This window comes from Paraburkholderia tropica (genome assembly GCF_914484835.1).
In the GTDB taxonomy this organism is placed as follows: domain Bacteria; phylum Pseudomonadota; class Gammaproteobacteria; order Burkholderiales; family Burkholderiaceae; genus Paraburkholderia; species Paraburkholderia tropica_A.
In genome coordinates, this window is the sequence record NZ_CAJZAR010000062.1 from 30,890 (window position 1) to 57,226 (window position 26,337).

The following is a 26,337-nucleotide window of genomic DNA, read 5'->3' on the forward strand; positions in this document are numbered from 1 at the left end:
GGGCGCGAAGACGCGCATGCCGTCTCCGAACCAACCCTTGGGAAGCAGGATGAAACTTCACGCAAAGCTCCATTGCACCGCCACGATGCTCGCGCTCGCCGCCATCGCTACGCAACCCGCCCTCGCGGACGACGCGCAAGTGAACGTCTACAACTGGTCCGACTACATCGCGCAGGACACGGTGCCCACGTTCGAAAAGCAAACCGGCATCAAGGTACGTTACGACAGCTACGACAGCGACGACACGCTGCAAGCCAAACTGCTCGCAGGCAGTTCCGGTTATGACGTGGTCGTGCCGTCGTCGGCCTATATGGCGCGGCAGATCGAGGCGGGCGTCTATCAGAAGCTCGACAAATCGCAATTGCCGAATCTCGCGAATCTCGATCCGCATCTGATGAAAATGGTCAGCGACGCCGACCCCGGCAATCAATATGGCGTGCCGTGGGCGTGGGGCACGGACGGCGTCGCGTATAACGCGCAGGAAGTGCAAAAAGCGCTCGGCGGCGCGACGCCGCCCAATTCGTGGGCACTGGTTTTCGATCCCGAGAATCTATCGAAACTCAAAAGCTGCGGCGTGTCATTTCTCGATTCGGCATCCGATGTTTTTCCGGCCGTGCTGCAATATCTGCACCGCAATCCCAACAGCACGAATCCCGCCGATTACACCGCCGCCTACGAGGTGCTGAAGAAAGTTCGGCCCTATATCACGCAGTTCAATTCGTCGGGCTATATCAACGATCTCGCGAATAACGACGTGTGCATCGCCGTGGCCTATTCGGGCGACGCAGGCATTGCGCGGCGGCGTGCGATCGAGGCGAAGCGCCACTATCAGATTCAGTTCGTGAATCCGCAGGAAGGCGGTTTGCTCTGGTTCGACATGATGGCGATTCCGAAAGACGCGCCGCATCCCGAAGCCGCGCTCAAATGGATCAACTACATCGAGGATCCGAAAACGAGCGCCGGCATCACCAACGAAGTGTTTTACCCCACTGCGAATCGCGCGTCGTATCCGCTGGTTCAAACGGCGATCGTGAAAGATGCGAGCACGTTTCCGTCCGACGAAGTCATCGACAAGATGACCGTCATGCGTCCGCAACCGGCGGCGATCATGCGGCTGCAAAACCGCCTGTGGGCGCAATTGAAATCGGGCACGTAACGGCGTGAATTGCCGCCGCGTGCCGGTTGTTTCCTCTTACTTTTTTATTGCCAACATCATGCGCATTCTGGATATCGTCGATTACTCGCAACCCGCAAAAGAAACGCTCGAATGGGAGCCGAAGCCCGAAGCCGTGCTTGCCGGCCATCCGCGTCAATCCGCCGACATGCATTTCACGAGCCCGTGCGGACAATTGTCGACGGGCATCTGGGCCAGCGAGCGCGGTCTCTGGCGCGTGAATTTCACGGAGAACGAGTATTGCGAAATTCTCGAAGGCGTTTCAGTGCTGCGCGATGAATCGGGCGCGGAAAAAACCGTGCGCGCGGGCGACCGCTTCCTGATTCCCGCCGGTTTTCAGGGGACGTGGGAAGTGGTCGAGCCGTGCCGCAAGGTGTTCGTGTCGGTCGAATTCAAAGGCTGATTCACGCGTGCTGCAATGAAGGCGGATCGGTCACGATCGAACGCAGCGCGGCGCGCGCTTCAGCGGGCGCGTCGCGCAAAGCCGCCAGATCCGGCACGGGCCGCGCCATCGCCGCCTCGCGCGCGAACGCGGCTTCAAGCGCCTGCGCCGCGTCGAGCAGACGCGCGTCGCCACGCATCGGCCCGATCAACTGCAAACCGAACGGCATGCCCGCGTGATCGACACCGCAAGGCAGCGACATCGACGGATTCGTCAGCACCGTGACGATATAGGTGAGCGCGACCCAGCGATAATAATTTTCGAGCGGCGTGCCGTCGATCGAATCGCAATACGAGGTCGTCCACGCAAACGGCGTGACCGGCGAGACCGGCGAAACGATCACGTCGTAGCGTGCGAAATGGGCCTGAAATTTCCGATACAGCGCCGTGCGCTGCGTGTCTGCACGCGCCACATCGGCGAGCGTGAGCGCCCCGCCCATTTCGTAGTTCGCGCGCGTATTCGCGCCGAGCAGCGAAGGATCGCGCTCGTAGGTCTCGCGCAGGCTCGCGACGAATTCCTGCGCGCGCACCACATCGAACACGCGATGCGCTTCGCGCAAATCGAAGTCGATCGGCTCGCACTGCCCGACGATGCGGGAAAGCCGCTCAATCTTCGCGCGGAACGTGGCGCGGATCGAAGCGTCGACGGCGCACGCGCCGAAATCCTCGGTATAGCCGATGCGCAGCGTCGAAGGATCGAGACGCGGTTCGCGCGCGAAGGCGTCGAGCGACGCGGGATAGCTCAGCGGATCGGCGCTCGCATGACCGGCCACGGCGGCCAGTTGCAGGCGCACGTCGGCCACGTTGCGCGCCATCGGCCCGCTCACCCAGTTGGGCGCCCAGCCGAGCACGCGGCGTTCGGACGGCACGAGGCCCGGCGAGGCGCGAAAGCCCACCACGCCGCACAGCGCGGCCGGAATGCGCAGCGAGCCGCCGAGGTCCGAGCCGGTGGCGAGCGGCAGCATGCCGGTCGCAAGCGCCACGGCCGAGCCGCCCGACGAGCCGCCCGCATTCAGCCGCGTATCGAACGGATTGCCCGTGGCGCCCCAGACCGCGTTGCGCGTATTCGCGCCCGCGCCCATTTCCGGCACGTTGGTCTTGGCGGCGACGATGGCGCCCGCCGCGCGCAAACGGGCGACGAACGCGTTGTCGCTCGCAGGCACGTGATCGCGATACATCGGCGAACCATACGTGGTCAGCAAGCCGCCCGTCTCTTCGAGATCCTTCACGCCGATAGGCAGACCGTGCAGCACGCCCAGCGGTTCGCCGCGAGCGAGTGCCTGTTCCGCGCGTCGCGCTTCGTCGCGTGCGCGTTCGAACGCGGTGGCCGCGAGCGCGTTGACGGCAGGTTCGATCGATTCGATGCGCGCGAGACACGCATCGAGCAGTTCAACCGGAGACAGCTCGCCGTCGCCGATCAGACGGCGCGCCTCGACGGCGGATAAATCAGCCAGTGCCACAGACATTCGAATCCTTTCATCAAGCCGCCAGTGCGCGCGTCGATTGATCGACGCAGGCGACGATCGCATCGCGCGTGTTGAGCAAATGCACGCGCGTCTGATCTTCCACGGCAGCGGCGTCGCGCGCGCGCCAGGCAGCGAGCAGTTGCGCGTGCTCGTCGTTGTTGCTCGCCATGATATCCGGCTGCACGTACATCGACAGCGACACATACGGACGCGCGAGCAGCGAGAGCCCGCGCACGACTTCGAACAACCTCGTGTGCGCCTCGCACTGCATCAGATGCTGATGGAAATCCTCGTTGAGCAAGGCCCATTGCTCGGAACTCGGCGCGGCCTCGCTCATGGCGTCGTGGCTCGCCTGCGCCGCGTCGAGTTGCGCGGCGCTCGCATGCAGACACGCGCGCGCCGCGAGCATCGGTTCGAGCATCATGCGCAATTCGTAGATCTCGCTCACATCGTCGGCGGTGAGGCCGCGCACTTCCACGCCCTTGTTCGGATCGATCGCCACCAGCCCTTCGGCGCGCAGATCGCGAAACGCCTCGCGCACGGGCGTCGTGCTCACGCCGAGCCGCTTCGCCACTTCTTCCTGGCGCATGCGCGTGCCCGCCTTGTAGACGCCCTGCAAAATCTCCGCGCGCAGCGTGCCGAGTACGTATTCCTGAATCGTGCGATACGGCTTGCCCATGCTGTCTCCCTGGTCGCTCTGGTCGCTTGCTGGTCGCTGCTGGTCGCTTCGTGTTTGCGTGGACGTTATGCGAGCGCCTCGGTGCTCGCCGACGCAAGCTCAAGCTCGCGCCGCGCGCCGATCACCTGCTCGATCCACGCGGCCACGCGCAGCGTCGCAAGGTCCTCGCCGAATGCGCCGATGGTCTGGAAGCCCAGCGGCAAACCGGCATCGGTCCAACCCGAAGGCACCGTCACGGCAGGCATGCCGAGCAGGCTCCACGGCGCGCAGAACGTGGGGTCGCCGGTATCGTCGAGTCCTTGCGGCGCGACGCCGGTCGCGGGCACGCTCACGAGCGCATCGCAGCCCGCGAGCAGGTCCGCCGTGCGCGCGCGAAGTTGCGCCTGCAACGCGAGCGCCGCCTGATAACGCGCCTCGGGCATCGCCGCGCCTTCGTCGACGAGCGCGCGCATATGCGCGCTCAACTTCTCGCGATGCGCGCGCGCTTCGGGGCCGACCGCGTGCCACGCTTCCACGCGCAGAATCACCTGCAAGGCATCGACGATCTGTTCGAGATCCGCCTCGAGTTCGATCTCGACGATCTCCGCGCCCGCCGCGCGCAACTGCCCAAGCGCGGCGTCGAAATTCACTCTCTGCATGTCCTGCAAACGCGCGTCGAACGGCGTGCGCACGACGCCCAGACGCGGCGGCGCGGCCAGCGGCGCGAACCATGCGCGCCAGGCATCGACGCTATCGACCGCGTCCACGCGCTGCGCCACGAACAGCGCGTGCGCGAGCGCCGCCACTTCCACATCGCGCGCGAAGAAACCGATGTGATCGAGCGACGCCGCGAGCGCATGCACGCCCTCGCGCGAGATCGTGCCGTAACTCGGCTTGTAGCCCACCACGCCGCAATACGCGGCGGGGCGAATCACCGATCCGACCGTCTGCGTACCGAGCGCGAGCGGCACGATGCCCGCGCCCACGGCCGCCGCCGATCCGCTCGACGATCCGCCCGGCGTATGGTCGCGTCGCCACGGATTCACGGTCGGTCCCGGCTGACGCCAGGCGAATTCGGTCGTCACCGTCTTGCCGAACACCAGCGCGCCGAGTTCGCGCAATTGCGCGACGATGGGCGCGTCGGCTTGCGGACGATGGCCGCGCCAGATCGGCGAGCCGTAGCACGTCGGCATATCGACGGTATCGATCAGATCCTTCACGCCGACGGGCAGACCCGCGAGCGGCGCGCACGCATCGGGCTCGACATAGGCCTGCGGGCGATGCGTGAAAACATGCAGCGATTCGAGCGCCTCGGCGCGCGCCACGGCCTCGTCGAGCCGCGCGCGGCTCGCGGCCCGATTGCCGCGCTGCGCGATCAGCGCCGTCACGAACGACGGTTTGGCTTCGTTCATCCTGTCCTTCCCTTCGATGCGTCGGCGCAGTGCGCCGACGCGATAACGGGCGTCCCGGCGCTTACTTCTTCGCGGCGGTCGCGGCAAACGAATTGTCGACGGCACTCGCATAGCTCACGCTGCCAGGCTTGATATTGCCGATCGACTCCTGCAAATCAAGCGCATTGCGAAACGCCTGCTCGGAAATCTCAGGCGTGGGCGCGTAAATGTTCTGATCGATCAGGCGGCCCACCGCCGCTTCGACGATCTTCGCATCGAGCGAGGGAAACTCCGTCTTCGCGACTGCCTTGGCCGTGTCCGGCGATTGATGAATCAGCGCCTCGGCCTCGCCGATCGACTTCACGAACGCCGCCACCATCTGCGGCTTGTCCTTGATGGTCGAGGCCGCCGTGTTGATGGTCGAGAACGCATAGCCGCCCGGATAGGCCTTCGGGAAGCCGTACACGACCTTGTAGCCCTGCGCGATGCCGGTGTCCGCCTGCGGTTCGTAGACCGCCGCCGCCTGGCTGCGGCCCGCGCTCACCGGCGCGAGTTCGGTGCCCAGTTGCACCGTGTTCAGCGACACCTTCTCGATCTTCTGATCCTTGATCAGACGTTGCAGCAGATACGTGCTGGTCGAAGGCGGCAGCGCCGTGGCCACGCTCTTGCTCGACATATCGGCGGGCTGATGCACGCCCGCGTCGGGCGGCGCGATCACCCACACCGGCACGCCCGCCACCACGTTCGCGACGGCCATCACGTTCGCGCCCTTGAGGTTCGCGAGCACGGCCGTCATCGGATCCTGCAGCGAGAAGTCCGCATGGCCGCCGATCACCGCCGCCACACCCGCCGCGCCGCTGCCCGCCGTGACCTTCTTCACGTCGAGACCGTTCTTCGCGAAGATGCCCTTGTCGATCGCCACGTAAAGCGGCAAATACTGAATCGACTGAAATGCCTGATACACCGTGACCGGCTCCGCCGCCTGCACGGAAACCTGAACGCTCAACCCCGTGACCGCGGCCGCAATGGCCATCGCGCTTACTCGTTTCATCGTGTTGACTTCCATGAAATGACCTTTGCTTCCGTGAATTGAACGATCCAGCCCAACAGCGTCGCCATCAGCGTGAGCACGATAATGCCGAGCCACACCGTATTCAGATCGAACAGCGATCCGGCGACGAATACTTCATGCCCGAGTCCCGCCTGCGACGCGATGTACTCGCCCACTACCGCGCCGATCAGCGCGAAGCCGATGTTCACGCGCAGCGTCGAAAACACCCACGGCAGCGCGCCCGGCACGATCAGCTTCGTGAAGATCATCCACGGCTTCGCGTTGAACGAGCGGAACAGGTTGAGCAGATCCTTGTCGACTTCGCGTGCGGCGGCGCACGAGGAAATCATCGCGACGGCGAAGGTGGAGATGCCTGCGAGCCACACTTTCGACGTCATGTCCGAGCCGAACCAGATGACGATCAGCGGTCCGAGCGCGATCTTCGGAATACTGTTCAGGATCACTGACAATCCTTCGGCGACACCGGACACGCGCGGCACGAACCAGAGCAGCAGGCCGAGGCCGATACCGAGGCCGCTGCCCACCACGAGACCCACGACGGTTTCGTAGAGCGTGACCAGCGTGTCGGGTATCAGCGTGCCGCCGTTCAGGCCTTGTTGCGCGGCCTGCCAGATGCCCGCGGGCGAGCCGAGCAGCTTGCCGTTGATCCAGCCCGCCGTGACCGCCACTTGCCACAGCGCGATCAGCGCCACGACGATGAGCGCGACCGCGCCCGTGGTGCCGAGTTTCGCCGCGCGGCGCGGCTTCGCGCGCCGCCGCGCGGGCGCGTTGGTGGAGATCGCAATATCGCTCATGCCGTGGCTCCCGCGTGCTGGATGGTATGGCTGCGCAGTCCGTTCCAGACGCGCGAATGGAAGGTGCGGAACTCGGGCGCCTCGCGCGCCGAGACCGCCGTGCGCGGACCGTGCGTGGTCAGGCGCACGTCGATGTCGTCTTCGATGCGCGCCGGGCGGCCGCCGAGCAGAATCACGCGGTCGCTCATCGCGATCGCTTCCTCGATATCGTGCGTGACGAGCACGACGCTCGTGCCGCTCTGCTCGCGCAGCGCCATCACGTCGTCCTCCAGCGCGAGGCGCGTTTCATAGTCGAGCGCGGAAAACGGCTCGTCGAGCAGCACCAGCGTGGGATCGACGAGCAGCGTGCGCGTGAGCGCCACGCGCTGGCGCATGCCGCCCGAGAGCGAATGCGGATACGCATCGGCCACCGCGCCCAGGCCGTAACGGGCGAGCATCTGGCGCGCGCGCTCGATGTCGGCGGGCTTGACCTTGCGATACAGCTCGATGCCGAGCACGGCGTTTTGCAGCACCGTTCGCCACGGCATCAGCAGGTCTTTTTGCAGCATGTACGCGATGCGGCCGGCGCTGCCGTCGTCGCGCTTGCCCGCGCTGATCTGCCCCGACTGCGGCTTGATGAGCCCGGAAACGAGATTGAACAGCGTGCTCTTGCCCGCGCCGCTGCGGCCGACGATCGACACGATCTCGCCGCTGCGCACGCTGAAGTCGAGCCGTTCGAAGATCGGCACGTCGACACCGTCGGCAGTCCGAAATGCATGACTGAGCTGCTGGACCTTCAGGCGGTCCGTACCCGACGCGTGCGTCGGATCGATGGGAGGGGTTGCAAGGGCTGAAACACTCATGGACATCCTCATCGGTACGTGGCGTACGTTTGTGCTGTGCACAACACATAGTGCACAGTCAAAAAGCCATGGCGCAAGTGAAAAAATAATTCCCGCGCAATCGGGATTTCACCTGCTCGATGATGGTGCGTTAATGCGGGTCCGCGAGCGTGAAACGCACCAGACGGGCGTGCGGACGCCGTGCGATGGTGCGTTTTTTGTGGGGCGTGCAACGATGAGGCGCGCTTCGAAAAAAACAGCCGCGCTCAGAAAGCAAGACTAGCGAAATCAAAATGCGAGCGCCGCCTGCGCGAACGCAGGCGGCGCTTCGATGCTGCCGCAATGATCGATCAGCAGCCGATCAACGAACGATCAACGGAAGCCGCCCGCCGCCAGCAGATGCTCGCCGGTCAGCCAGCGCGCTTCGTCGGAAGCGAGGAACACCGCGACATCGGCGATATCTTCGGGCTGGCCCGCACGGCCCAGCGGCGTCTTCGCGATGAAGTCCGCGGCCATGTCCGAGCCGGTGATGCCCGCGCTATGCGTGCCTTCGGTTTCCACGTAGCCGGGGTTGATCGAGTTCACGCGGATCTTGCGCGAGGCAAGCTCCAGCGCCAATACGTTCGTGATAGCGTCGAGCGCGCCCTTGGTGCCGGTGTAAATCGCGCTCGCGGGCGGCGTGATGCGCGTGACGCCCGAACTGATATTGATGATGCTCGCGCCTTCGCCCAGATGCTTCACGGCCGCCTGCGTGACGAGTAGCGGCCCGAGCACGTTGGTGTCGAACTGGCGATGGAACTCCTCGGCGGTGATGTCCTCGACCGGCGAGAACGCGTACACGCCCGAATTGTTCACGACGATATCGAGGCGGCCGAACGAGTCGATGGCCGTTTGCACGAGCTTCGCGGCGTCGGCGGGCTGCGAGACGTCGCCGCCCACCGCCGTCGCCTTGCCGCCCGCTGCCTGGATCTGCTCGACGACCGCCAGCGCGCCCGACTTGCTGCTCGCATACGTCACCACGACCGCCGCGCCCTCTTTCGCGAGCGCGCGGGCGATCGCCGCGCCGATTCCCTTCGATGCGCCCGTGACGAGCGCCACTTTCCCTTCGAGCCTGGCCATGACAAACCTCCAATGTGGGTTGAACCGTCCGCTTGCCGCGCTGCGGTTTGCGTCGGTGCTGCACCACAATGTAGAGGTTGCGCCGGGCGCGAAAAAGGCCCTGCCGCCGAATGGAGTGGCCGCATTTTATGAACAATGCGCGAACAGCGCGCGAACAACGCGCGTCGTAGACAACACTCACTCTTCGTGCGGAATCCCCTCGATCGGACACTCCGCCGTGCCGGGCGTGCTGCGCGTAAGCGCTTCGACGCGCTGACGCATCGCCTCGGGGTCCGTCACCCAGTCGCGATAGAAACCGAACGGGCAAGCCGCCACGCCGTTCACGCCATCGCCGGAATTAATGGTGCCGGTATAGCCGCGATGCAGCAACTTGTACAGATGGTTCTGCGACTGCATGTTGCGCCGCGCGTCGCGAATCATGCCGAGCGACAGTTCCGCGTATTGCACGCCCATTTCCTCTTCGCCGCATTCGCCGAGCGTGCGCCCGTCGAAACCCACGATCGCCGAGTGGCCGAAGTACGAATACACGCCGTCCCAGCCCGTGGCGTTCGCGACCGCCACGTAGGTGTTGTTCATCCACGCCATCGCCTTCGCGACCATCACCTGCTGCTCTTTCGCCGGATACATATAGCCCTGGCAGCGCACGATCAGCTCCGCGCCGTTCATCGCGCAGTCGCGCCAGATCTCGGGATAATTGCCGTCGTCGCAGATAATCAGGCTGATTTTCAGGCCCTTCGGCCCATCCGTCACATAGGTGCGGTCGCCCGGATACCAGCCTTCGATGGGCGTCCACGGCATGATCTTGCGATACTTCTGCACGATCTCGCCGCGATTGTCGATCAGCACGAGCGTGTTGTACGGCACCTTGCGCGGATGTTCCTCGTGGCGCTCGCCCGTGATCGAGAACACGCCCCACACATTCGCCTTGCGGCACGCCGCCGCGAAAATATCCGTCTCTTCGCCGGGAATCGTGGACGCCGTGTCGAACATCTCCTGGCGGTCGTACATGATGCCGTGCGTGGAATACTCGGGGAACACCACGAGATCCATGCCCGGCAAACCCTGCTTCATGCCGACCACCATGTCGGCGATACGGCGCGCGTTGTCGAGCACCTCCGCCTTCGTGTGCAGACGCGGCATCTTGTAGTTGACCACCGCGACGCCCACACAATCGCGGCTGCTCGAAATATCACCATGTCGCATGACGCTTCCTCGTTGAATGCGTTGATGCCGCGCGCGAAGTCCGTTGACGTTGAGTCGCGGACTCGCGCGCGGCGCACCTCAGTGGCTGATCATCCAGGGCCGTCCCGCCGGCCGCTTGAGTCCGTCCGACGCCGCGCCCGCGAGCTTCGCCGCGCCGCCCGAACAGCAGCTGCAACCCGCGCGATGACGCAGCGGCGGTCCGTCGCCGGACTGACGCGGCGCGTGCGCGGCACGCTCGTTGGTCGCGTGCGCCGCGCGGCGCGTGCCCGCCATCAGCGCGAGCGAGGGCGCGCTGATCACGCGTCCGCCTTCCGCGCCGCAGTCCGGACAACGGCACGGCTTTTCGCGGTCCGCGATGCGGCGCATGACGGAGAACGGCCCGCAACTCGCGCACTCGAAGTCGTAGATCGGCATGACAGCTTCCTTTTAAAAACGTCGGCCTGAATGCAGGCTCACGCCTTCACGAGATCCGGCGAACACGGCAGATCCACGCCGCCCTGGATGTGCTGGATCGGACCATCGGCGTTCGGACGAATGTCGAAGTCGAAGATCTGCGTGGGCAGCCACAAGGTCGCGCACGCATTCGGAATATCGACCACGCCGCTGATATGCCCTTGCACCGGCGCACAGCCCAGCAGCGAATACGCCTGCGCACCTGAATAGCCGAACTTCTTCAGATATTCGATGGCATTCAGACACGCCTGGCGATACGCGGTGGTCACGTCGAGATAATGCTGGCCGCCCTGCTCATCGACGGAAATGCCTTCAAAAATGAGGTAATCGTTGTAGTTGGGCGTGATCGGGCTCGGCTGGAACACGGGATTGCGAATGCCGTATTTCGCCATGCCGCCCTTGATGACGTTCACGCGCATATGCACCCAGCCCGCCATTTCAATCGCGCCGCAGAACGTGATCTCGCCATCGCCCTGACTGAAGTGCAAATCGCCGACCGAGAGGCCCGCGCCATCCACGTAGACGGGGAAAAACACCTTCGATCCGCGCGACAGATCCTTGATATCGCAATTGCCGCCATGCTCGCGCGGCGGCACCGTGCGCGCGCCTTGCGCGGCGGCTTTGTCGCGCGCCTCGCCCGCGAGCTTACCCATGTGCGCGGTGGCCGCGAACGGCGGATTCGCGAGCGGCGGCACGCGGTCGGGATCGGTGGCGATCAGGCCGGTTTCGCGCGCGTTCCAGGTTTCGAGCAGTTTCGGATCGGGCAGGCAGCCGATCAGGCCCGGATGAATCAGGCCCGCGAAATTCACGCCCGGAATATGGCGCGAACTCGTATAGACGCCGTGAAAATCCCAGATCGACTTTTGCGCGCTGGGGAAATGATCGGTGAGAAAGCCGCCGCCATTCGTCTTCGAAAAGAAGCCGTTGAAACCCCACTGGCTATCGGCTTTCGCGCCGATGTCGAGCAGGTCCACCACGAGCAGGTCGCCGGGCTCCGCGCCGTGCACGCCCACCGGGCCGGAGAGAAAGTGCACGATCGACAGGTCGATGTCGCGCACGTCGTCGGCGCTGTCGTCGTTCTTGATGAAGCCGCCGGTCCAGTCGTAGGTTTCGAGGATGAAGTCGTCGCCGGGCTTCACCCAGCAGGCCATCGGAATGTCGGGGTGCCAGCGGTTGTGCACCTGTTCGTTTTCGTAGGCCGACTGGTTCAGATCGACCTTGATGAGAGTCTCGGGCATTGCGTTCGCTCCTGGGTTCGCGGATTGACATACGGCGCGGCGCGCGAACGCCGCGCCGCGCTCAAACGGAGAGGTATTCGCGGATGCGGTCGGTGTCGCCCGCATCGCGCGTGCTTTGGTGCACGAAGCGCCCGCCTTCGATCACGAACAGGCGGTCGGCCACGTCGAGCGCGAAACTCAACACCTGCTCCGAAACGACGATGGCGATATTGCGGCTCGTGCGGATCTGGTTGAGCGCCTTGGCAATGTCCTTGATGACGGACGGCTGAATGCCTTCGGTCGGCTCGTCGAGCAGCAGCACTTTCGGGTCGGTCGCGAGCGCGCGCGCAATCGCGAGTTGCTGTTGCTGACCGCCCGAGAGATTGCCGCCCTTGCGCTTTCGCATGTCGAACAGCACGGGAAACAGCGCGTAAAGTTCGTCGGGCACGCGCTGGCTCTGCGCGTTTTCGAGGCCCGTCTGAATGTTTTCCTCGACGGTCAGCGAGGCGAAAATCTGCCGTCCTTGCGGCACGTAGCCGATGCCGTTCGCGACGCGGCGATAGCTCTCGTCCTTCGAGACATCGGCTCCGCCCACGCGCACCGTGCCGCGATTGGCGGGCAGCATGCCGATCAGCGCCTTGAACAGCGTCGTCTTGCCCATGCCGTTGCGGCCCATCACGGCCACGCTTTCGCCTTCGGCGACGGAAAAGCCGATGCCGTGCAGCACTTCGCTCTGGCCGTAGCTGACGACGAGATCGTCGACTTCCAGCATGATGTGTTCTCCGTGTTGTCGTTCGGTGTCGGGCTCAGTGTCCGAATCGGTGGCCGAATCAGTGGCCCAGATAAACGTCGATCACGCGCGGATCGGCCTGCACCTGCGCCATCGGCCCTTCCGCGAGAATCTTTCCCTGATGCATGACCGTGACCTTGTGCGCGATGCGCTCGACAAAGGCCATGTCGTGCTCGATCACGATCATCGAGCGATTGCGGCAGATGCGATCGAGCAGATCGGCGGTCAGTTCGCGCTCGCGCACGCTCATGCCCGCGATCGGTTCATCGAGCATCAATAGTTCGGGATCCTGCATAAGCAGCATGCCGATTTCGAGCCACTGTTTCTGGCCGTGCGAAAGCAGCCCCGCTTCCAGATCGAGCGATGCAGACAGGCCGATTTCGTCGGCCACGTCGCGCACGCGGTCGGCCACTTCGGCGTCTTCGCGATAGGCGAGCGCGCCGAACACGCTGCGTCCGCGCGGAAACGACACTTCGAGGTTCTGCGCGACGCTCAGGTTTTCGTAGATCGACGGCGTCTGAAACTTGCGGCCGATGCCTTTACGCACACGGCGGAATTCCGCGAGATTGGTGATTTCCTCATTGCGGAACTTGATGCTGCCCGCCGTTTCCTTCGTCTTGCCGCAGATGAGATCGAGCAGCGTGGTCTTGCCCGCGCCGTTCGGTCCGATCACCACGCGCAGCTCGCCGCGTTCGAGATAGAGATTGAGCGAATCGATCGCCTTGAAGCCGTCGAACGACACGGTCAGGTCTTCGATCGCGAGCAGAAAGTCGGTATTGCTCATGCTTCACGCCTCCTTGTTCGCCGCGCCGAGCAGCCGCCGCACGCGCGGACGCACATGCTCGTCGTAGAGGCCTGCCAGCCCGTTCGGAAACACCATCACCACGCCGATGAACATCGCCGCCATCAGATAGAGCCAGAGGTTCGGAAAGCTCTCCGAGAACCAGCTCTTGCCGAGATTGACGAGAATCGCGCCGTACACCGCGCCGACCAGCGACATGCGCCCGCCGATGGCCGCGTAGATCACCATTTCGATCGACGGCACGATGCCGACGAACGACGGCGACATGAAACCCACCTGCAACGTGAACATCGCGCCGCCGATGGCCGCCAGCATCGCCGCGAGACAGAACGCGAACACCTTGAACATGGCGACGTCGTAGCCCGAGAAGCGCACGCGGTCTTCCTTGTCGCGCATCGCGAGCAGCAGCGTGCCGAGCTTGCTGCGCTGAACCCAGCGGCAGGCGAGCAGCGCGCCGATCAGCAGCGCCGCGTTCACGAAGTACAGGATCAGCTTCGCGTGATCGGTGCGGATGTCCCAGCCGAGCAGCGTGCGCAGATCGGTGATGCCGTTCACGCCGCCCGTATAGCCTTGCTGGCCGATGATGAGCACCGAGAGAATCAGCGCGACGGCCTGCGTGATGATCGCGAAGTACACACCGCCCACGCGCCGCTTGAACATCGCGTAACCGATCACGAAGGCGAGCGCGGTGGGCACGACGAGCACCGCGAGTATCGAGAACGGCAAGTAGTGAAACGGCTTCCACCATGCGGGCAGCGCGGTGAGCTGGTTCCAGTCCATGAAGTCGGGAATGCCGGGCGTGGTCTGCGTGTGCGTGGCGGCCGGATCGGACGCTTCGAGCTTCAGAAACATCGCCATCGCATAGCCGCCGAGGCCGAAGAACACGCCCTGGCCGAGACTGAGCACGCCGCCGTAACCCCACGCGATCACGAGGCCGATCGCCACGAACGCGTAGGTCAGGTACTTGCCCATCAGGTTCAGGCGGAACGTGTCGAGCGCGAGCGGAAACACGACCACGATCACCAGGGCGAGCAGCACGATGCCGCCATAGCCCGAAACGTCGAGCCACGCGAGGCGCGCGCGCCAGCCGGCCGGCGGCGCGTCGCGGCCGGATCGCGGGGATACGCCGCCCGCCGTGGGTTGGATGGGTTCCATGTCCATCTCTCCAGTCGAATGAAGCTGTGAATGAGGCTTGTGCAACGGCGTGTGCTTACACGCGCCGCACCTTCGAGGCGAACAGACCCTGCGGACGCAGCATCAGAATCACCACGACGGTCAGCAGCGTGAGCACGCGCGCAATCGAGCCCGAGAGAAAGAACTCGCTGATCGACTGCATCTGCGCGATGCCGAACGCCGACGCCACCGTGCCGAGCAGACTCGCCGCGCCGCCGAAGGTCACGACGAGAAACGAATCGACGATATAGAGCGAGCCGCTCGTCGGTCCTGTCGAGCCGATCGCCGTGAAGGCCGCGCCCGCCACGCCCGCGATACCGCAGCCAATCGCGAAGGTCATGCGGTCGGTGCGCCGCGTGTTGATGCCCGCGGCGTTCGCCATCGGCCGGTTCGCGACCGTGGCGCGCACGCGCAAGCCCCAGCGCGAGCGATAGAGCATGAGCAGCAGGCCGCCCGTCATCAGCAGCGCGAGGCCCATCACGAACATGCCGCTCACCGGAATGTCGAGGCCCGGCGTGGGCTCCCACGAACCCATCAGCCAGTCGGGCAGCGCCGGGCTCACTTCCTTCGGCCCGAAGGTCGAGCGGAACACCTGCTGCATGCCGAGGCTCAGGCCCCAGGTGGCGAGCAGCGTGTCGAGCGGGCGCTTGTAGAGATGGCGGATCAGCGCCCATTCGGCGAGCCAGCCCGCCGCGAACGCCAGCGCGAACGCCGCGAAAATCGCGAAGAAGAAATACACGGGCGTGAACGCGTGCCAGACGTTCTGCGAGAACCACGAAAACATGTAGACCGTATAGGCGCCGATCGTCATGAATTCGCCGTGCGCCATGTTGATCACGCCCATCTGGCCGAAGATCACGGCGAGCCCGAGCCCCATCAGGAGCAGGACGCTGAAGAGGCTCAGACCGGCGAAGCCCTGCATCAGCGTGATGTTGAAAATATCGGTAGCGGACATCGAACGCTCCTCGCGCGGCGGCGTCATGCGCCGCCGCGCCGCTGCGGTTGACGGATTACATGTAGCCCTTCGGGAACGGATTCGGCTGGATCGGCTGCTCGGACTGCGCGACGACCTTGAACTGGCCGTCCGCCTGGCCTTCGCCGATCAGCGAGCGGCTCCACAGGTGATGGTTCGGGTCGACCTTCGCGTAGCCTTGCGGCGCGTTCGCCACTTCGATACCGGCCGAATGCGCAACCACCTTGTCCACGTCGAAGCTGCCCGCGCGCTCGCACGCGGCCTTCCAGATCCACGGGCCGAGATAGGCGGCCTGCGTGACGTCGCCGATCACCGACTTCTGGCCGTAGCGCGCCTTGAACGCCGCGACGAACTTCTTGTTGTTCTCGTTATCGAGCGACTGGAAGTACTTCATCGACGAGAAGAAACCCGCGAAGTTCTCGCCGCCGATGCCGAGCACTTCGTCTTCCGTCACCGACAGCGTCAGCAGGAACTGCTTCTGCGGCGTGATGCCCGCGGCCTTGAGCTGCTTGTAGAACGCCACGTTCGAGCCGCCCACCACGGTCGCGAAGATGCAGTCGGGGCGCGCGAGCTTGATCTTGTTCATCAGCGAGGCGAACTCGGTCGTACCGAGCGGGTAATACTCCTCGCCCACCACCTTCGCGTGCAGATGCTGTTCGATATGGCGGCGCGCGATCTTGTTGGACGTGCGCGGCCAGATGTAGTCGGAACCGATCAGGAAGAAGGTCTTGGCCTTCTTCGTGTTCGAGGCCCAGTCGAGCGCCCAGAGAATCTGCTGGGTCGCTTCCTGGCCCGTGTAGAACACGTTCTTCGACTGTTCGAGGCCTTCGTAGAAGGTCGGGTAGTAGAGCAGGCCGTTGTCCTTCTCGAACACCGGCAGCACGGCCTTGCGCGAGGCCGAGGTCCAGCAGCCGAACACGGCCGCGACGTGGTCGTTCTCCAGCAGCTTCTTCGATTTTTCGGCGAAGGTCGGCCAGTCGGAGGCGCCGTCTTCCTGAATGATCTGCACCTTGCGGCCGAGCACGCCGCCCATCGCGTTGATCTGCTCGATGGCGAGGCGCTCGGCCTGGATCGAGCCGGTTTCGGAAATCGCCATCGTGCCCGTGGCCGAGTGAAGCTGGCCGACCGTCACCGTGGTGTCCGTGACCGCGAGGCCCGTGGTGTTGACCTTCGCGGTGGGCGGCGTTTGCGCAAACGCGCCGCGCGAGAAGCCCATCGCCATCAGCGGCGCGGCGGCCAGGCCGCCGAGCATTTTCCGGCGCAGCGGCGAAGGCATCTGGGCGTCGTCATCGAATCGATCGTCTGCGGACATCACGTTCTCCTTATCGGGTGCCCGGCGCTGAACGCTGCGGGCTGGGTCGAGGGTTGGACGCAATGTAGAAAGCCAAATTGACGATCGAAATACGTCGATTGACGTATTCCCGGCGCGCGCACTGGAATGTAATTTGCATCGCACGTCGATTCCGCGCGGTGCTGCCCGCCGTATTGCCTGCCGTAGTGCCCATTCGCGCCGCCTTCGCACCAAACCGGATCATCGTCATGTCCCAGAGTCACCCGTCCGTGGGCGCGCCCAGCACGCAACGCATCGTCAAGGTGCGCCGCGACTACAACGCCTGGGTCGGCGACGAAACCCTCGAGGACTACGCGCTGCGCTTCACGCCGCGCTCGTTCCGGCGCTGGTCGGAGCTGCGCGTGGCCAATACCGCCATTGGCGCGGTGTCGTTTCTGGTGCTGGAGGCGATCGGCGGCAGTCTCGTCGTCAACTACGGCTTCACGAACGCGTTCTGGGCCATTGCCGCCGTTTCCGTGCTGATCTGGCTCACGAGCCTGCCGATCAGCTATTACGCGGCGCGCTACGGCGTGGACATGGACCTGCTCACGCGCGGCGCGGGCTTCGGCTATATCGGCTCGACGGTCACCTCGCTGCTTTACGCGGTGTTCACGTTTATTTTTTTCGCGCTCGAAGCGGCCATCATGTCGCTCGCGCTCCAGCTTTATTTCCACATATCGCTGGCGATCGCCTACGTGGTGAGTTCGCTCGTGGTGATCCCGATCGTCATGTTCGGCATCACGCTGATCAACCGTCTGCAAAGCTGGACGCAGCCGCTGTGGCTCGTACTGTTCGTGCTGCCGTATGCGGCCGTGCTGTGGCATCAGCCCGATCTGCTCAAGCAATGGACCACCTTCGCGGGCTTCGCGCCGCAGGGCCGCGCGTTCAGCCTGATCGCCTTCGGCCAGGCCTCGACGGTCGTGTTCGCGCTGATCGTGCAAGTCGGCGAACAGGTCGACTATCTGCGCTTTCTGCCGCCGCTCACGGCGAAGAACCGCACGCGCTGGTGGCTCGCGCTGCTGTCGGCGGGACCGGGCTGGATCGTGCCGGGCGCGCTCAAAATGTTGGGCGGCGCGTTTCTCGCCTTCGTCGCGCTCCAGTACGAAGTCGATGCGAATCACGCGGCACAGCCCACGCAGATGTATCTCGTCGCCTATCACCTGCTGCTCGATCCGTTCGGGCTCGCAAGCTGGGCGCTGCCCGCGATGACGCTGTTCGTGATCGTCTCGCAGTTGAAGATCAACGTGACCAATGCGTATGCGGGCTCGCTCGCGTGGTCGAATTTTTTCGCGCGGCTCACGCACAGTCATCCGGGCCGCGTGGTGTGGCTCGTGTTCAACGTGATGATCGCGCTGCTGCTGGTGGAAATGGGCGTATTCGACGCGATCGCCAAGGTGCTCTCGCTCTACGCGAACATCGCGATTGCGTGGGTCGGCGCGCTGTTCGCCGATCTCGTCATCAACAAGCCGCTCGGTTATAGCCCGCGCCATATCGAGTTCAAGCGCGCGCATCTCTACGATGTGAATCCCGTCGGCGTGGGCGCGATGCTGATCGCGGCCGCCGTCGCGATGCTCGCGCATAGCGGCCTGTTCGGCGTGCTCGCCAAGGCGATGTCGTCGTTCATCGCGTTCGGCGTAGCGTTCGCGTGCGCGCCCGTGCTCGCGGTGCTCACGCGCGGGCGCTACTACATCGCGCGCGCCGCGCAACCGACCGGCGACGCCGTCTCGCTGCGCTGCGCGATCTGCGAAAACAGCTTCGAGCCCGACGACACCGCCTACTGCCCCGCCTACGGCGGCACGATCTGCTCGCTGTGCTGTTCGCTCGATTCGCGCTGTCACGACCGCTGCAAGCCGCACGCGCGCTTCGCCTCGCAGGCCGACCGCGCGCTGCATCGCGTGCTGCCCGGCGCGCGGCTCGGCCCCGCCTCGCTGCGGCTGATTCATTACGCGAGCCTCGTGTTCGCGATGCTCGCGGTGCTCGGCAGCGTGCTCTATCTGATCTGGTCGCAGAGCGCGACATCGGTGGCCGCCGATTCGTCGATCCATCCCGCCATCGGCCACGCGCTCGCGAACAGCTTTCTGAAGATCTTTCTCGCGCTCTCGCTGGTGGGCTGCATCGCGGCGTGGTGGTTCGTGCTGGAGCGCGAAAGCCGACGCGTCACGCAGGAGGAATCGCAGCGGCAAAACGAATTGCTGATGCTCGAAATCGACGCGCACCAGAAAACCGATGCCGCGCTCAAGCGCGCGACCGCCGCCGCCGAATCGGCGAATCAGGCCAAAAGCCGCTATGTGTCCGGCCTGAGCCACGAATTGCGCACGCCGCTCAACAGCATTCTCGGCTACGCGCAATTGCTGTTGCAGGCGAAGGAAGAACTCACGCCCACGCGCTACAACGCCGTGCGCACGATCCATCGCAGCGGCGAACATCTGCTCGCGCTCGTCGACGGGCTGCTCGACGTCGCGCGCATCGAGGCGGGCAAGCTGCAACTGAATATCGCCAAGGTGCCGCTCGCCGATTTCGTCGCGCACGTCACGTCGATGCTGCGTCCGCAGGCGCTCGAAAAAGCGCTCGCGTTCGACGTGCAGACAGTCGGCCGCCTGCCCGCCACGGTACGCACCGACCAGAAATGCGTCGGGCAGATCCTCACCAATCTGATTGGCAACGCGATTCGCTTCACGCCGAGCGGCACGGTCACGCTGCGCGTGAGCCACGTGCTCGACACGCTCAAATTCGAAGTGGCCGATACCGGCCCCGGCATTCCGCCCGCCGAAATGGAGCGCCTGTTCCTGCCGTTCGAGCGCGGCGAGGCGGCGCCCGCGCACGATCACGGCGCGGGCCTCGGCCTCACGATCTGCCGCCTGCTCACGCAGGCGCTCGGGGGCAGTCTCGAAGTGGACAGCGAAGTCGGACGCGGCACGCGCTTCGTGGTGCGCCTGTTCGCGCCGGCCGTCGACAGCGCCGCCGCCACGCATACGGAACTCGCGTCGATTCGCGGCTATACGGGCGCGCGCCGCGCGATTCTCGTGGTCGACGATCTCGACGATCAGCGCGGCATCGTCGTGCAGCTGCTCACGCCGCTCGGCTTCGACGTCGCCGAAGCGGCCAGCGGCACCGACGCGCTGCGCTGGCTCGCCACGCACACGGCGGACGCCATCATCATGGACATTTCGATGCCGCTGATGGACGGCTACGAAACCAGCCGCCTGATCTCCGAAAACCAGTTGTCGAACGCGCCCATCGTGCTGCTCTCGGCCAACGCCTTCGCCGACGACCGCGAGCGCGCGAGTGCGACCGGCTGTGCGGGGTATCTGGTGAAGCCGCTACAGGTGAATCTGCTGCTCGACAAGCTCGCGCAACTGCTCGCATTCGAGTGGATCGCGTCCGAGTCGAGCGTGCCCGCGCTGCCCGCTGCGGCGAACGCGCCCGCGCCGCCCGCCGCGTGGCCGCCCGAACTCATCGATCATTTGCGGGCGCATCTCGAAGTCGGCTACGTGCAGGGCGTGGTCGAACAACTCGACGCCGCGCACGCGACCTGGCCCGCGCTACAGGATCAGATCGACGTGCTGCGCGCGCTGGCCGAACGCTTTCAGCTAAGGGAACTCGAGCATGAACTCGACCGACTTGCACGCGGCGCCGCTGCGTGACGCGCACGCCGCGCTCGCGGCGAACCCGATCGGCGCCAACCCGAACGCCGATGACACCGCCGCCTGGCTGCGCGACCGGCCCGTGGTACTGATCGTCGACGATACGCCGGACAACCTCGCCTTTCTCTCCGATACGCTCCAGGCGCACGGTTACGCGGTGCTCGTCGCGCTCTCGGGCGAGGACGCGCTCAAGCGCCTCGCGCGCGTGACGCCCGACGTCGTGCTGCTCGACGCGATGATGCCCGGCATGGATGGCTTCGAAACCTGCCGTCGCATGAAGCAGGACGCGCGGCACGAGCATCTGCCCGTGATCTTCATGACCGCGTTGACGGAGACCGAGCACGTGGTGCGCGGCTTTCGCGTGGGCGGCATCGACTATGTGACGAAGCCGGTGCGGCCCGAGGAGTTGTGCGCGCGGATCGGCGCCCACGTGCAGCGTTCGCGCGCGCAGCTTTACGCGCAGGCGGCGCTGTCGCTCGATGCGCGCGCGGCGCTGATCGTCGATGCCGACGGCACGATCCGCTGGCAAAGTCCGCAGGCCGCGCATCAGATCGCGGCGTATGACGCGGGTCGTAACGATGTCACCGATGCGGGCAATGTCGCCGATGCGGACGTGAGCGCCCACTCCAACACCGCCGGTCCCCAGCCGAAGCTGCCGCCGCCGCTGCGGAACTGGTTCATCGACTGGCTCGCGCGCGGCGCGCAAAGCGACGCCGTGCACGAATTCACCTCGGGCCACGTGCGCCGTTCCGCCAGCGCGACGCCCGCGCCGGAGCCGGGCGAGTGGATCGTCATCCTCAAGGAAACCGACGACACCGTGCATCGCAACGCGCTCGCCGAACGCTTCGGCCTGACCGCGCGCGAGGCCGAAGTGCTGCTCTGGGTCTCGCGCGGCAAGACCAACCGCGATATCGGCGACATTCTCGGCATGGCCGCGCGCACGGTGAACAAGCACCTCGAACACCTGTTCCGCAAGCTGCATGTGGAGACGCGCGCGGCGGCGGCGGGCGTGGCGATCAAGACGCTCGACCGCGCCTGAAACCCGTCAGTACCGCGCCAGGCGGGCTTGCGACGCCGCGCCGCGATGCCGCGTCGTCAGCGAAACGCAACCTCGCCGTAATGATTTGCATCGATACAACACGCATTGATTGTAGGGAATTACCCGTAGTACGATGCGCGACTCAATTAATAATGATTCGCATTTCGCTTGGGGTTCTTTTCGATGCGTCACCGCCAGATCCACGCTGCACTGCTGCTTGCCTTCTCCGCCACCCCAACGCTCGTCCTCGCGCAAGCCGCTTCCGCCGAGGCGGCCAGCGCCGCCGTCGAAAGCACGTCGAAAGCTGGCACGGAGGCATCCGCAAGCTCCAGTAGCACCGCAAGCAGCACCGCAAACAGCGCGGCTGGCAACGCCGAATTACCGACCGTCAAGATCAGCGCGAGCGGCGCGCCGCGCGCCGCCTTCGACCAGCCCGCCGCCGCGCAGGTGACGAAATCGTCGGTGCCCTTGAAGGAAACGCCGCAGTCGATCAGCGTGGTCACGCGCGATCTGATGGACGCGCAGCAGGTCCAGACGCTCAACGACGCGCTGCACGACGTGCCCGGCGTGATCTCGGGCACCTATGGCCGACGCGGCTGGGACGACTTCATCATCCGCGGCCAGACCGCCTCGGATTCGGTCTATCTCGACGGCCTGCGCGCCGCCATCAACAACCGCTTCGCCGAGGAGACCTTCGGCCTCCAGCAGATCGAAGTGCTCAAGGGACCGGCCACGCTGCTCTCGGGCCTCGTGCTGCCCGGCGGCATGGTCAACGAAGTCAGCAAGCGCCCGGTCGACTACACCTTCGCCGACGTCGACGCCACCGTCGGCAGTCACGGCTATTACCAGGGCAGCGTCGACATGGGCACGCCGCTCTCGGAGAACGGCAAGGCCGCGTTCCGCATCAACGCGCTCGCAATGAACTCGAACGATCAGACCAATTACGTCTGGTCGCGCAATCGCTATATCGCGCCTTCGCTGTCGCTCGATCTCGGTCCGCGCACGGAATTCACGATCCTGACGAGCTATCAGGAGCGCAATTACATCCGCCAGCAAGGCCTGCCGTGGTCGGGCACGCTGCTCGCGAACAAGAACGGCAGCCTCTCGCGCAGCACCTTCACGGGCGAGCCCGACCAGCAGCCGTACTCGGGTCACGAAGCGCGCGTGGGCTACAGCTTCGCGCATCATTTCGATTCGGGCTGGACCGTGAACCAGAACTTCCGCTGGCAGCAGTTCTCGCTCGGCGGCCAACTGGTCGCCAACGGCAAGGTCGCCTCGAACGGCTACACGCTGAGCCGCACGGCCACCGATTCGCAATGGTCCGGCGACACGATCTCGCTCGACAACAACGCGCAAAAGACCTTCGATACCGCGCTCGGCCGCCACGAAGTGACCTTCGGCATCGACTACATGCGCGGTCGCGAGGACGCCTCTTCGACCACCTGCACGGTCGGCTCCATCGACATGTACGACCCGGTCTACACGGGCACGATCACCTGTCCGTCCACGCCGAAGACGCATACGTACACCACGATCCGCGATCTCGGCTTCTACGCGCGCGACCAGATCGCGCTCGGCCAGCGCTGGCGCGTGCTCGCGGGCGTGCGTTACGACAGCGCGTCGAGCGACGTGCTCAACGAGCTAAAGAACACGAGCAGCGGCAATCCGTCGAACGCCACCACGGGCTCGGTCGCGCTGATGTACGAACTGTTGCCGGGCGTGCGCCCGTATGTGAGCTACGCGACCTCGTTCTATCCGAACAGCGGCGCGGACGTGAACGGCAGCGCGTTCGATCCCGAAACGGGCAAGCAGTGGGAAGCGGGCGTGAAGTTCGACATCGAGAAAGGCCGCACGAGCGTGACGGTCGCGGCCTTCGACCTGCGCCGCCGCAACGTGCTCGAAGACGATCCGAACAACGACGGCTACAGCATCGCCGTGGGCGAGGAGCATTCGCGCGGCTTCGAATTCAGCTTCAACACCGCGCCGACGAATCACCTGAGCGTGACGGGCGGCTATGCCTACACCTCGGCCGTGATCGCCGACGACGGCGGCCAGACGCCCTCGACCGACGGCACGCGCATCAACAACGTGCCGCGTCACAGCTTCAACGTGTTCGCGCGCTACAAGCTGCCGGGCGAACTGTATCGCTGGGAAATCAACGGCGGCGTGCGCGGCCAGAGCAGCCTCTACGCGTATGGCTACACGATTCCGGGCTTCGTGGTCAGCGACGTGGGCGTGGGTTACACCGCGCCGCGCTGGCATGCGGCGCTGCGTCTGAGCAATATCTTCAACAAGCATTACTACACGGGCGGTTTGAGCAATGCGGTGGCGCTCGGCGACGACCGCGCGGTGATGCTCACGCTCGGGTATAGCTATTGATCGATTTGAAGTGAGTTGAAGCGAGGCGGCTTGCGCGCAGCGGGTGCGCGCAGCCGTGAGGAAGGACCGGTCGATGAACGCCGCGCTAGCCGCGTTTGCGTAGCGGATCGAGCAGGCTGCGCAGACCGTTATGGTCCATCTCCTGCATCAGCGCGAGCAGACGGCCAATCTCGCCCGGCGGAAAACCTTCGCGGGCGAACCAGTTCAGATAGTGCCCCGGCAGGTCGGCGATGAGCCGGCCTTTGTATTTGCCGAACGGCATGGCGAGGGTCACGAGGCGTTCGAGGTCTTCGACTTTCATGTGAGGCGGCGGGAAAGCGGGTGAGCGCATGATACTGCGCTTCGCCCGATACGGTCCGCCCTGCTCGCCCGCCTCACCTCATCAGAACGTTTCCCAATCCTGGCTATCGTCCTTCGCGACGACCACCGCTTCGCGTGCGGGCGCGCGCATTTCGGCCTGCTTCGGCTTCGGCGCGGTCTTCACACTGCTCGCGCTGGTCACGCGCTTCACACTGGCGACGCTCGCCACACTCGCCACCGCCGGCTTCGACGCCAGCACCGGACGGCGCAGCGGCTCGACGCCCGCCGACGTCGCGCTCGAACCGCCCGCGAGCTGGAACACCGACACCGCCTCGCGCAGACGCTGCGCCTGATCCTCGAGCGACTTCGCCGCCGCCGCCGCTTCCTCGACGAGCGCTGCGTTCTGCTGCGTGACGTTGTCCATCTGCACGACGGCCTGATTGACTTCCTCGATGCCCGTGCTCTGCTCCTCGGCGGCCGCCGCGATTTCGCCGACGATGCCCGAGACCTGGCGGATCGAGTCCTTGATCTGCGACATCGACGCACTGACCTGCGACGCCTGATGCGCGCCGCCTTCGATCGTCGCCACCGACGCGCCGATCAGTTCCTTGATCTCCTTCGCCGCCGCCGCCGAGCGCTGCGCGAGCGAACGCACCTCGCTCGCCACCACCGCGAAGCCGCGTCCCTGCTCGCCCGCGCGCGCCGCTTCCACGGCCGCGTTCAGCGCGAGAATATTGGTCTGGAACGCGATGCCTTCGATGATCGTGGTGATCTCCGAAATCTTGCTGGAGCTTTCGCTGATCTGCGACATCGTCGAGACCATATCCTCGACCGTCGACGTGCCGCTGTCCACGACCTGCGTCGCGGTGGTCGTCAATTCGCTCGCGTGGCGCGCGTTGTCGGCGCTCTGGCGCACGGTCGTCGTAATCTGCGTCATGCTCGACGCGGTCTCTTCGAGCGAAGCGGCCTGCTGTTCCGTGCGCGCCGAAAGATCGGTGTTGCCCGCCGCGATTTCCATCGACGCCGTCTTCACGCTATCAGTCGCATCGCGAATGCCGCGCACGGTGCCTTCGAGCTGGTCGCGCATCTCGCGCAGCGAAAAGATCAGGCTCGACGTGTCGTTGCCTTGCACGTCGACCCGCTGATCGAGTCGGCCTTGCGCGATGTTGCGGGCGATTTCCTGCGCGTAAGCGGGCTCGCCGCCAAGCTGATTCAGGATGCTGCGCGTGATGAGGATCGCGAGCGCGATCGAGATCACCAGACCCGCGAGCGCGAGCGCCAGCAAGGTGCCGCGCCCCGCGTTATAGGTCGAATGCGCAGCGGCGGCGGCGCGCTTGTTCTTGTCGACTTCGTAATCGCGGAAACGGCCAATTGCATCGGTCCACGATTGCAGCGCGGGCGAGGTCTGCTGATTGAGCATGTCGGCGGCCGTGGCGTCGCCCTTCATGCCGAGCGCCGCGTTGTTCATGACGAGCGGCTCGGCCGCCTGCGCAAGCTGGTTGATCTGATTGAGGAGCTCGCGTTCCTGGTCCTCGGTGTCGTCGCTTTGCTGGAGCAAGGTCGAGACCTGCGTGACGGCGTCGTGATAGCTCGCGAGTTTTTCGTCGACGCTGCGCTTTTGCGCTTCCATGCCCGCCGTGTCGTGCGTGACGATCAGGCGCTGCATCGCCAGCGACGCGCCCTGCGCCTTGCCGAGCGCGCGGCCGACGAGGCCGATCTTGGCCGAGCCCGAGTCAAGGCCCGAAATGATCACGGTGTTGAGCGAGTGCAGGACGACGAGCGACGCCCCGACGACGATGGCGAACAGCACCAGCAGTACGCCGAAAGCGACCGAGAGGCGCGTCCCTACGTTGAATCGCGAAAGCTGCATAAGAGACAATCCCCGAAAATAAAAAAAGGTGTCTCTTCCGTTTGCTGTCGCCCCTAACGACCAAGGGTATGTTTTTGATGGGTCGGCGCCGCCGCCCTGTTTGCCGTTGCCGCGCAGGCCGTGTGATTGGAATGTGTGCTCTGCGCCGCGACAGTCGGTGTATCGGCAAGTCTGAGCCAAACTTTAGACAAATACCTCGAATGGCGCGGCGCGGCTCGATCCAGGCAT

Annotated in this window: 24 protein-coding genes; 6 read left to right on the forward strand and 18 right to left on the reverse strand. The window is 65.0% G+C overall.

All coding sequences use genetic code 11. The features are described 5' to 3' along the window. Nucleotides 1-49 precede the first annotated feature (49 nt). Together LDO54_RS21140 and LDO54_RS21145 are read left to right on the forward strand one after the other, a co-directional pair. A complete protein-coding gene (locus LDO54_RS21140) occupies nt 50-1,156 on the forward strand; it encodes a polyamine ABC transporter substrate-binding protein (protein WP_224012618.1) in 1,107 nt (368 codons plus the stop codon). Nucleotides 1,157-1,214: 58 nt separating this feature from the next. Beyond that, complete coding sequence (locus LDO54_RS21145; RefSeq protein ID WP_224012619.1) at nt 1,215-1,577, forward strand: cupin domain-containing protein; 363 nt, start codon at nt 1,215-1,217, stop codon at nt 1,575-1,577. A 1-nt stretch (nt 1,578) separates the two neighbouring features. Here the strand turns inward: LDO54_RS21145 and LDO54_RS21150 are convergent, their stop codons facing one another. The 6 genes from LDO54_RS21150 to LDO54_RS21175 all read right to left on the reverse strand — a co-directional run bounded on the left by LDO54_RS21150 (nt 1,579) and on the right by LDO54_RS21175 (nt 7,838). Beyond that, nucleotides 1,579-3,081: an amidase gene (locus LDO54_RS21150; RefSeq protein WP_224012620.1), complete on the reverse strand. Its 1,503-nt coding sequence runs from the start codon at nt 3,079-3,081 to the stop codon at nt 1,579-1,581. A 13-nt stretch (nt 3,082-3,094) separates the two neighbouring features. Beyond that, nucleotides 3,095-3,760, reverse strand: a complete 666-nt coding sequence (locus LDO54_RS21155) for a GntR family transcriptional regulator (RefSeq protein WP_224012621.1) — start codon at nt 3,758-3,760, stop codon at nt 3,095-3,097. Nucleotides 3,761-3,825: 65 nt separating this feature from the next. Continuing rightward, nucleotides 3,826-5,151 carry an amidase gene (locus LDO54_RS21160; RefSeq protein ID WP_224012622.1) on the reverse strand — a complete coding sequence of 442 codons (1,326 nt, stop codon included), beginning with the start codon at nt 5,149-5,151 and terminating at the stop codon, nt 3,826-3,828. Nucleotides 5,152-5,212: 61 nt separating this feature from the next. Continuing rightward, a complete protein-coding gene (locus LDO54_RS21165) occupies nt 5,213-6,181 on the reverse strand; it encodes an ABC transporter substrate-binding protein (protein ID WP_224012623.1) in 969 nt (322 codons plus the stop codon). After that, nucleotides 6,178-6,996: an ABC transporter permease gene (locus LDO54_RS21170; RefSeq protein ID WP_224012624.1), complete on the reverse strand. Its 819-nt coding sequence runs from the start codon at nt 6,994-6,996 to the stop codon at nt 6,178-6,180. The genes LDO54_RS21165 and LDO54_RS21170 overlap by 4 nt, the downstream gene beginning before the upstream one ends. Next, nucleotides 6,993-7,838: an ABC transporter ATP-binding protein gene (locus LDO54_RS21175; protein WP_224012625.1), complete on the reverse strand. Its 846-nt coding sequence runs from the start codon at nt 7,836-7,838 to the stop codon at nt 6,993-6,995. Before LDO54_RS21175 ends, LDO54_RS21170 begins: the two co-directional genes overlap by 4 nt. On the opposite strand from LDO54_RS21175, the gene LDO54_RS21180 reads away from it, so the two are divergent. After that, nucleotides 7,837-8,100 (forward strand): hypothetical protein, encoded by a 264-nt coding sequence (locus LDO54_RS21180; RefSeq protein WP_224012626.1) that lies wholly within the window; start codon nt 7,837-7,839, stop codon nt 8,098-8,100. The two genes, LDO54_RS21175 and LDO54_RS21180, sit on opposite strands and share 2 nt — an antisense overlap. Nucleotides 8,101-8,189: 89 nt before the next feature. Here the strand turns inward: LDO54_RS21180 and LDO54_RS21185 are convergent, their stop codons facing one another. The 9 genes from LDO54_RS21185 to urtA all read right to left on the reverse strand — a co-directional run bounded on the left by LDO54_RS21185 (nt 8,190) and on the right by urtA (nt 16,859). After that, a complete protein-coding gene (locus LDO54_RS21185; protein ID WP_224012627.1) occupies nt 8,190-8,936 on the reverse strand; it encodes an SDR family NAD(P)-dependent oxidoreductase in 747 nt (248 codons plus the stop codon). A 177-nt stretch (nt 8,937-9,113) separates the two neighbouring features. Continuing rightward, complete coding sequence (locus LDO54_RS21190; RefSeq protein ID WP_224012628.1) at nt 9,114-10,139, reverse strand: aliphatic amidase; 1,026 nt, start codon at nt 10,137-10,139, stop codon at nt 9,114-9,116. 78 nt (nt 10,140-10,217) lie between these two features. Next, complete coding sequence (locus LDO54_RS21195; protein WP_224012629.1) at nt 10,218-10,553, reverse strand: FmdB family zinc ribbon protein; 336 nt, start codon at nt 10,551-10,553, stop codon at nt 10,218-10,220. A 38-nt stretch (nt 10,554-10,591) separates the two neighbouring features. Then, nucleotides 10,592-11,830, reverse strand: a complete 1,239-nt coding sequence (fmdA, locus tag LDO54_RS21200) for a formamidase (RefSeq protein ID WP_224012630.1) — start codon at nt 11,828-11,830, stop codon at nt 10,592-10,594. 61 nt (nt 11,831-11,891) lie between these two features. After that, nucleotides 11,892-12,581, reverse strand: a complete 690-nt coding sequence (gene urtE, locus LDO54_RS21205) for an urea ABC transporter ATP-binding subunit UrtE (RefSeq protein WP_224012631.1) — start codon at nt 12,579-12,581, stop codon at nt 11,892-11,894. A gap of 58 nt (nt 12,582-12,639) precedes the next feature. Further along, nucleotides 12,640-13,383, reverse strand: a complete 744-nt coding sequence (gene urtD / locus LDO54_RS21210) for an urea ABC transporter ATP-binding protein UrtD (protein ID WP_224012632.1) — start codon at nt 13,381-13,383, stop codon at nt 12,640-12,642. Between the two features lie 3 nt (nt 13,384-13,386). Next, a complete protein-coding gene (gene urtC / locus LDO54_RS21215) occupies nt 13,387-14,556 on the reverse strand; it encodes an urea ABC transporter permease subunit UrtC (RefSeq protein ID WP_224012633.1) in 1,170 nt (389 codons plus the stop codon). A gap of 55 nt (nt 14,557-14,611) precedes the next feature. Then, a complete protein-coding gene (gene urtB, locus LDO54_RS21220; RefSeq protein ID WP_224012634.1) occupies nt 14,612-15,529 on the reverse strand; it encodes an urea ABC transporter permease subunit UrtB in 918 nt (305 codons plus the stop codon). 55 nt (nt 15,530-15,584) lie between these two features. Continuing rightward, a complete protein-coding gene (gene urtA / locus LDO54_RS21225; RefSeq protein WP_224012635.1) occupies nt 15,585-16,859 on the reverse strand; it encodes an urea ABC transporter substrate-binding protein in 1,275 nt (424 codons plus the stop codon). A 227-nt stretch (nt 16,860-17,086) separates the two neighbouring features. On the opposite strand from urtA, the gene LDO54_RS21230 reads away from it, so the two are divergent. Further along, entirely contained in the window at nt 17,087-20,521 is a 3,435-nt protein-coding gene (locus LDO54_RS21230; protein ID WP_224012636.1) for a hybrid sensor histidine kinase/response regulator, read from the forward strand. Nucleotides 20,522-20,603: 82 nt separating this feature from the next. After that, nucleotides 20,604-21,560 (forward strand): response regulator transcription factor, encoded by a 957-nt coding sequence (locus tag LDO54_RS21235; RefSeq protein ID WP_224012990.1) that lies wholly within the window; start codon nt 20,604-20,606, stop codon nt 21,558-21,560. A gap of 188 nt (nt 21,561-21,748) precedes the next feature. Here LDO54_RS21235 and LDO54_RS21240 read toward each other — a convergent pair whose 3' ends face one another. Beyond that, nucleotides 21,749-22,063: a hypothetical protein gene (locus LDO54_RS21240; RefSeq protein ID WP_224012637.1), complete on the reverse strand. Its 315-nt coding sequence runs from the start codon at nt 22,061-22,063 to the stop codon at nt 21,749-21,751. Between LDO54_RS21240 and LDO54_RS21245 the strand changes: the two genes are divergently transcribed. Further along, nucleotides 22,023-23,939 (forward strand): TonB-dependent siderophore receptor, encoded by a 1,917-nt coding sequence (locus LDO54_RS21245; protein ID WP_224012638.1) that lies wholly within the window; start codon nt 22,023-22,025, stop codon nt 23,937-23,939. The genes LDO54_RS21240 and LDO54_RS21245 overlap by 41 nt on opposite strands. Before the next feature lie 85 nt (nt 23,940-24,024). On the opposite strand, the gene LDO54_RS21250 is transcribed toward LDO54_RS21245, so the two are convergent. Together LDO54_RS21250 and LDO54_RS38920 are read right to left on the reverse strand one after the other, a co-directional pair. Further along, complete coding sequence (locus tag LDO54_RS21250; protein WP_065060963.1) at nt 24,025-24,240, reverse strand: DUF3820 family protein; 216 nt, start codon at nt 24,238-24,240, stop codon at nt 24,025-24,027. Nucleotides 24,241-24,321: 81 nt separating this feature from the next. Continuing rightward, nucleotides 24,322-26,109: a methyl-accepting chemotaxis protein gene (locus tag LDO54_RS38920; protein ID WP_290371119.1), complete on the reverse strand. Its 1,788-nt coding sequence runs from the start codon at nt 26,107-26,109 to the stop codon at nt 24,322-24,324. Between the last annotated feature and the right edge of the window lie 228 nt (nt 26,110-26,337).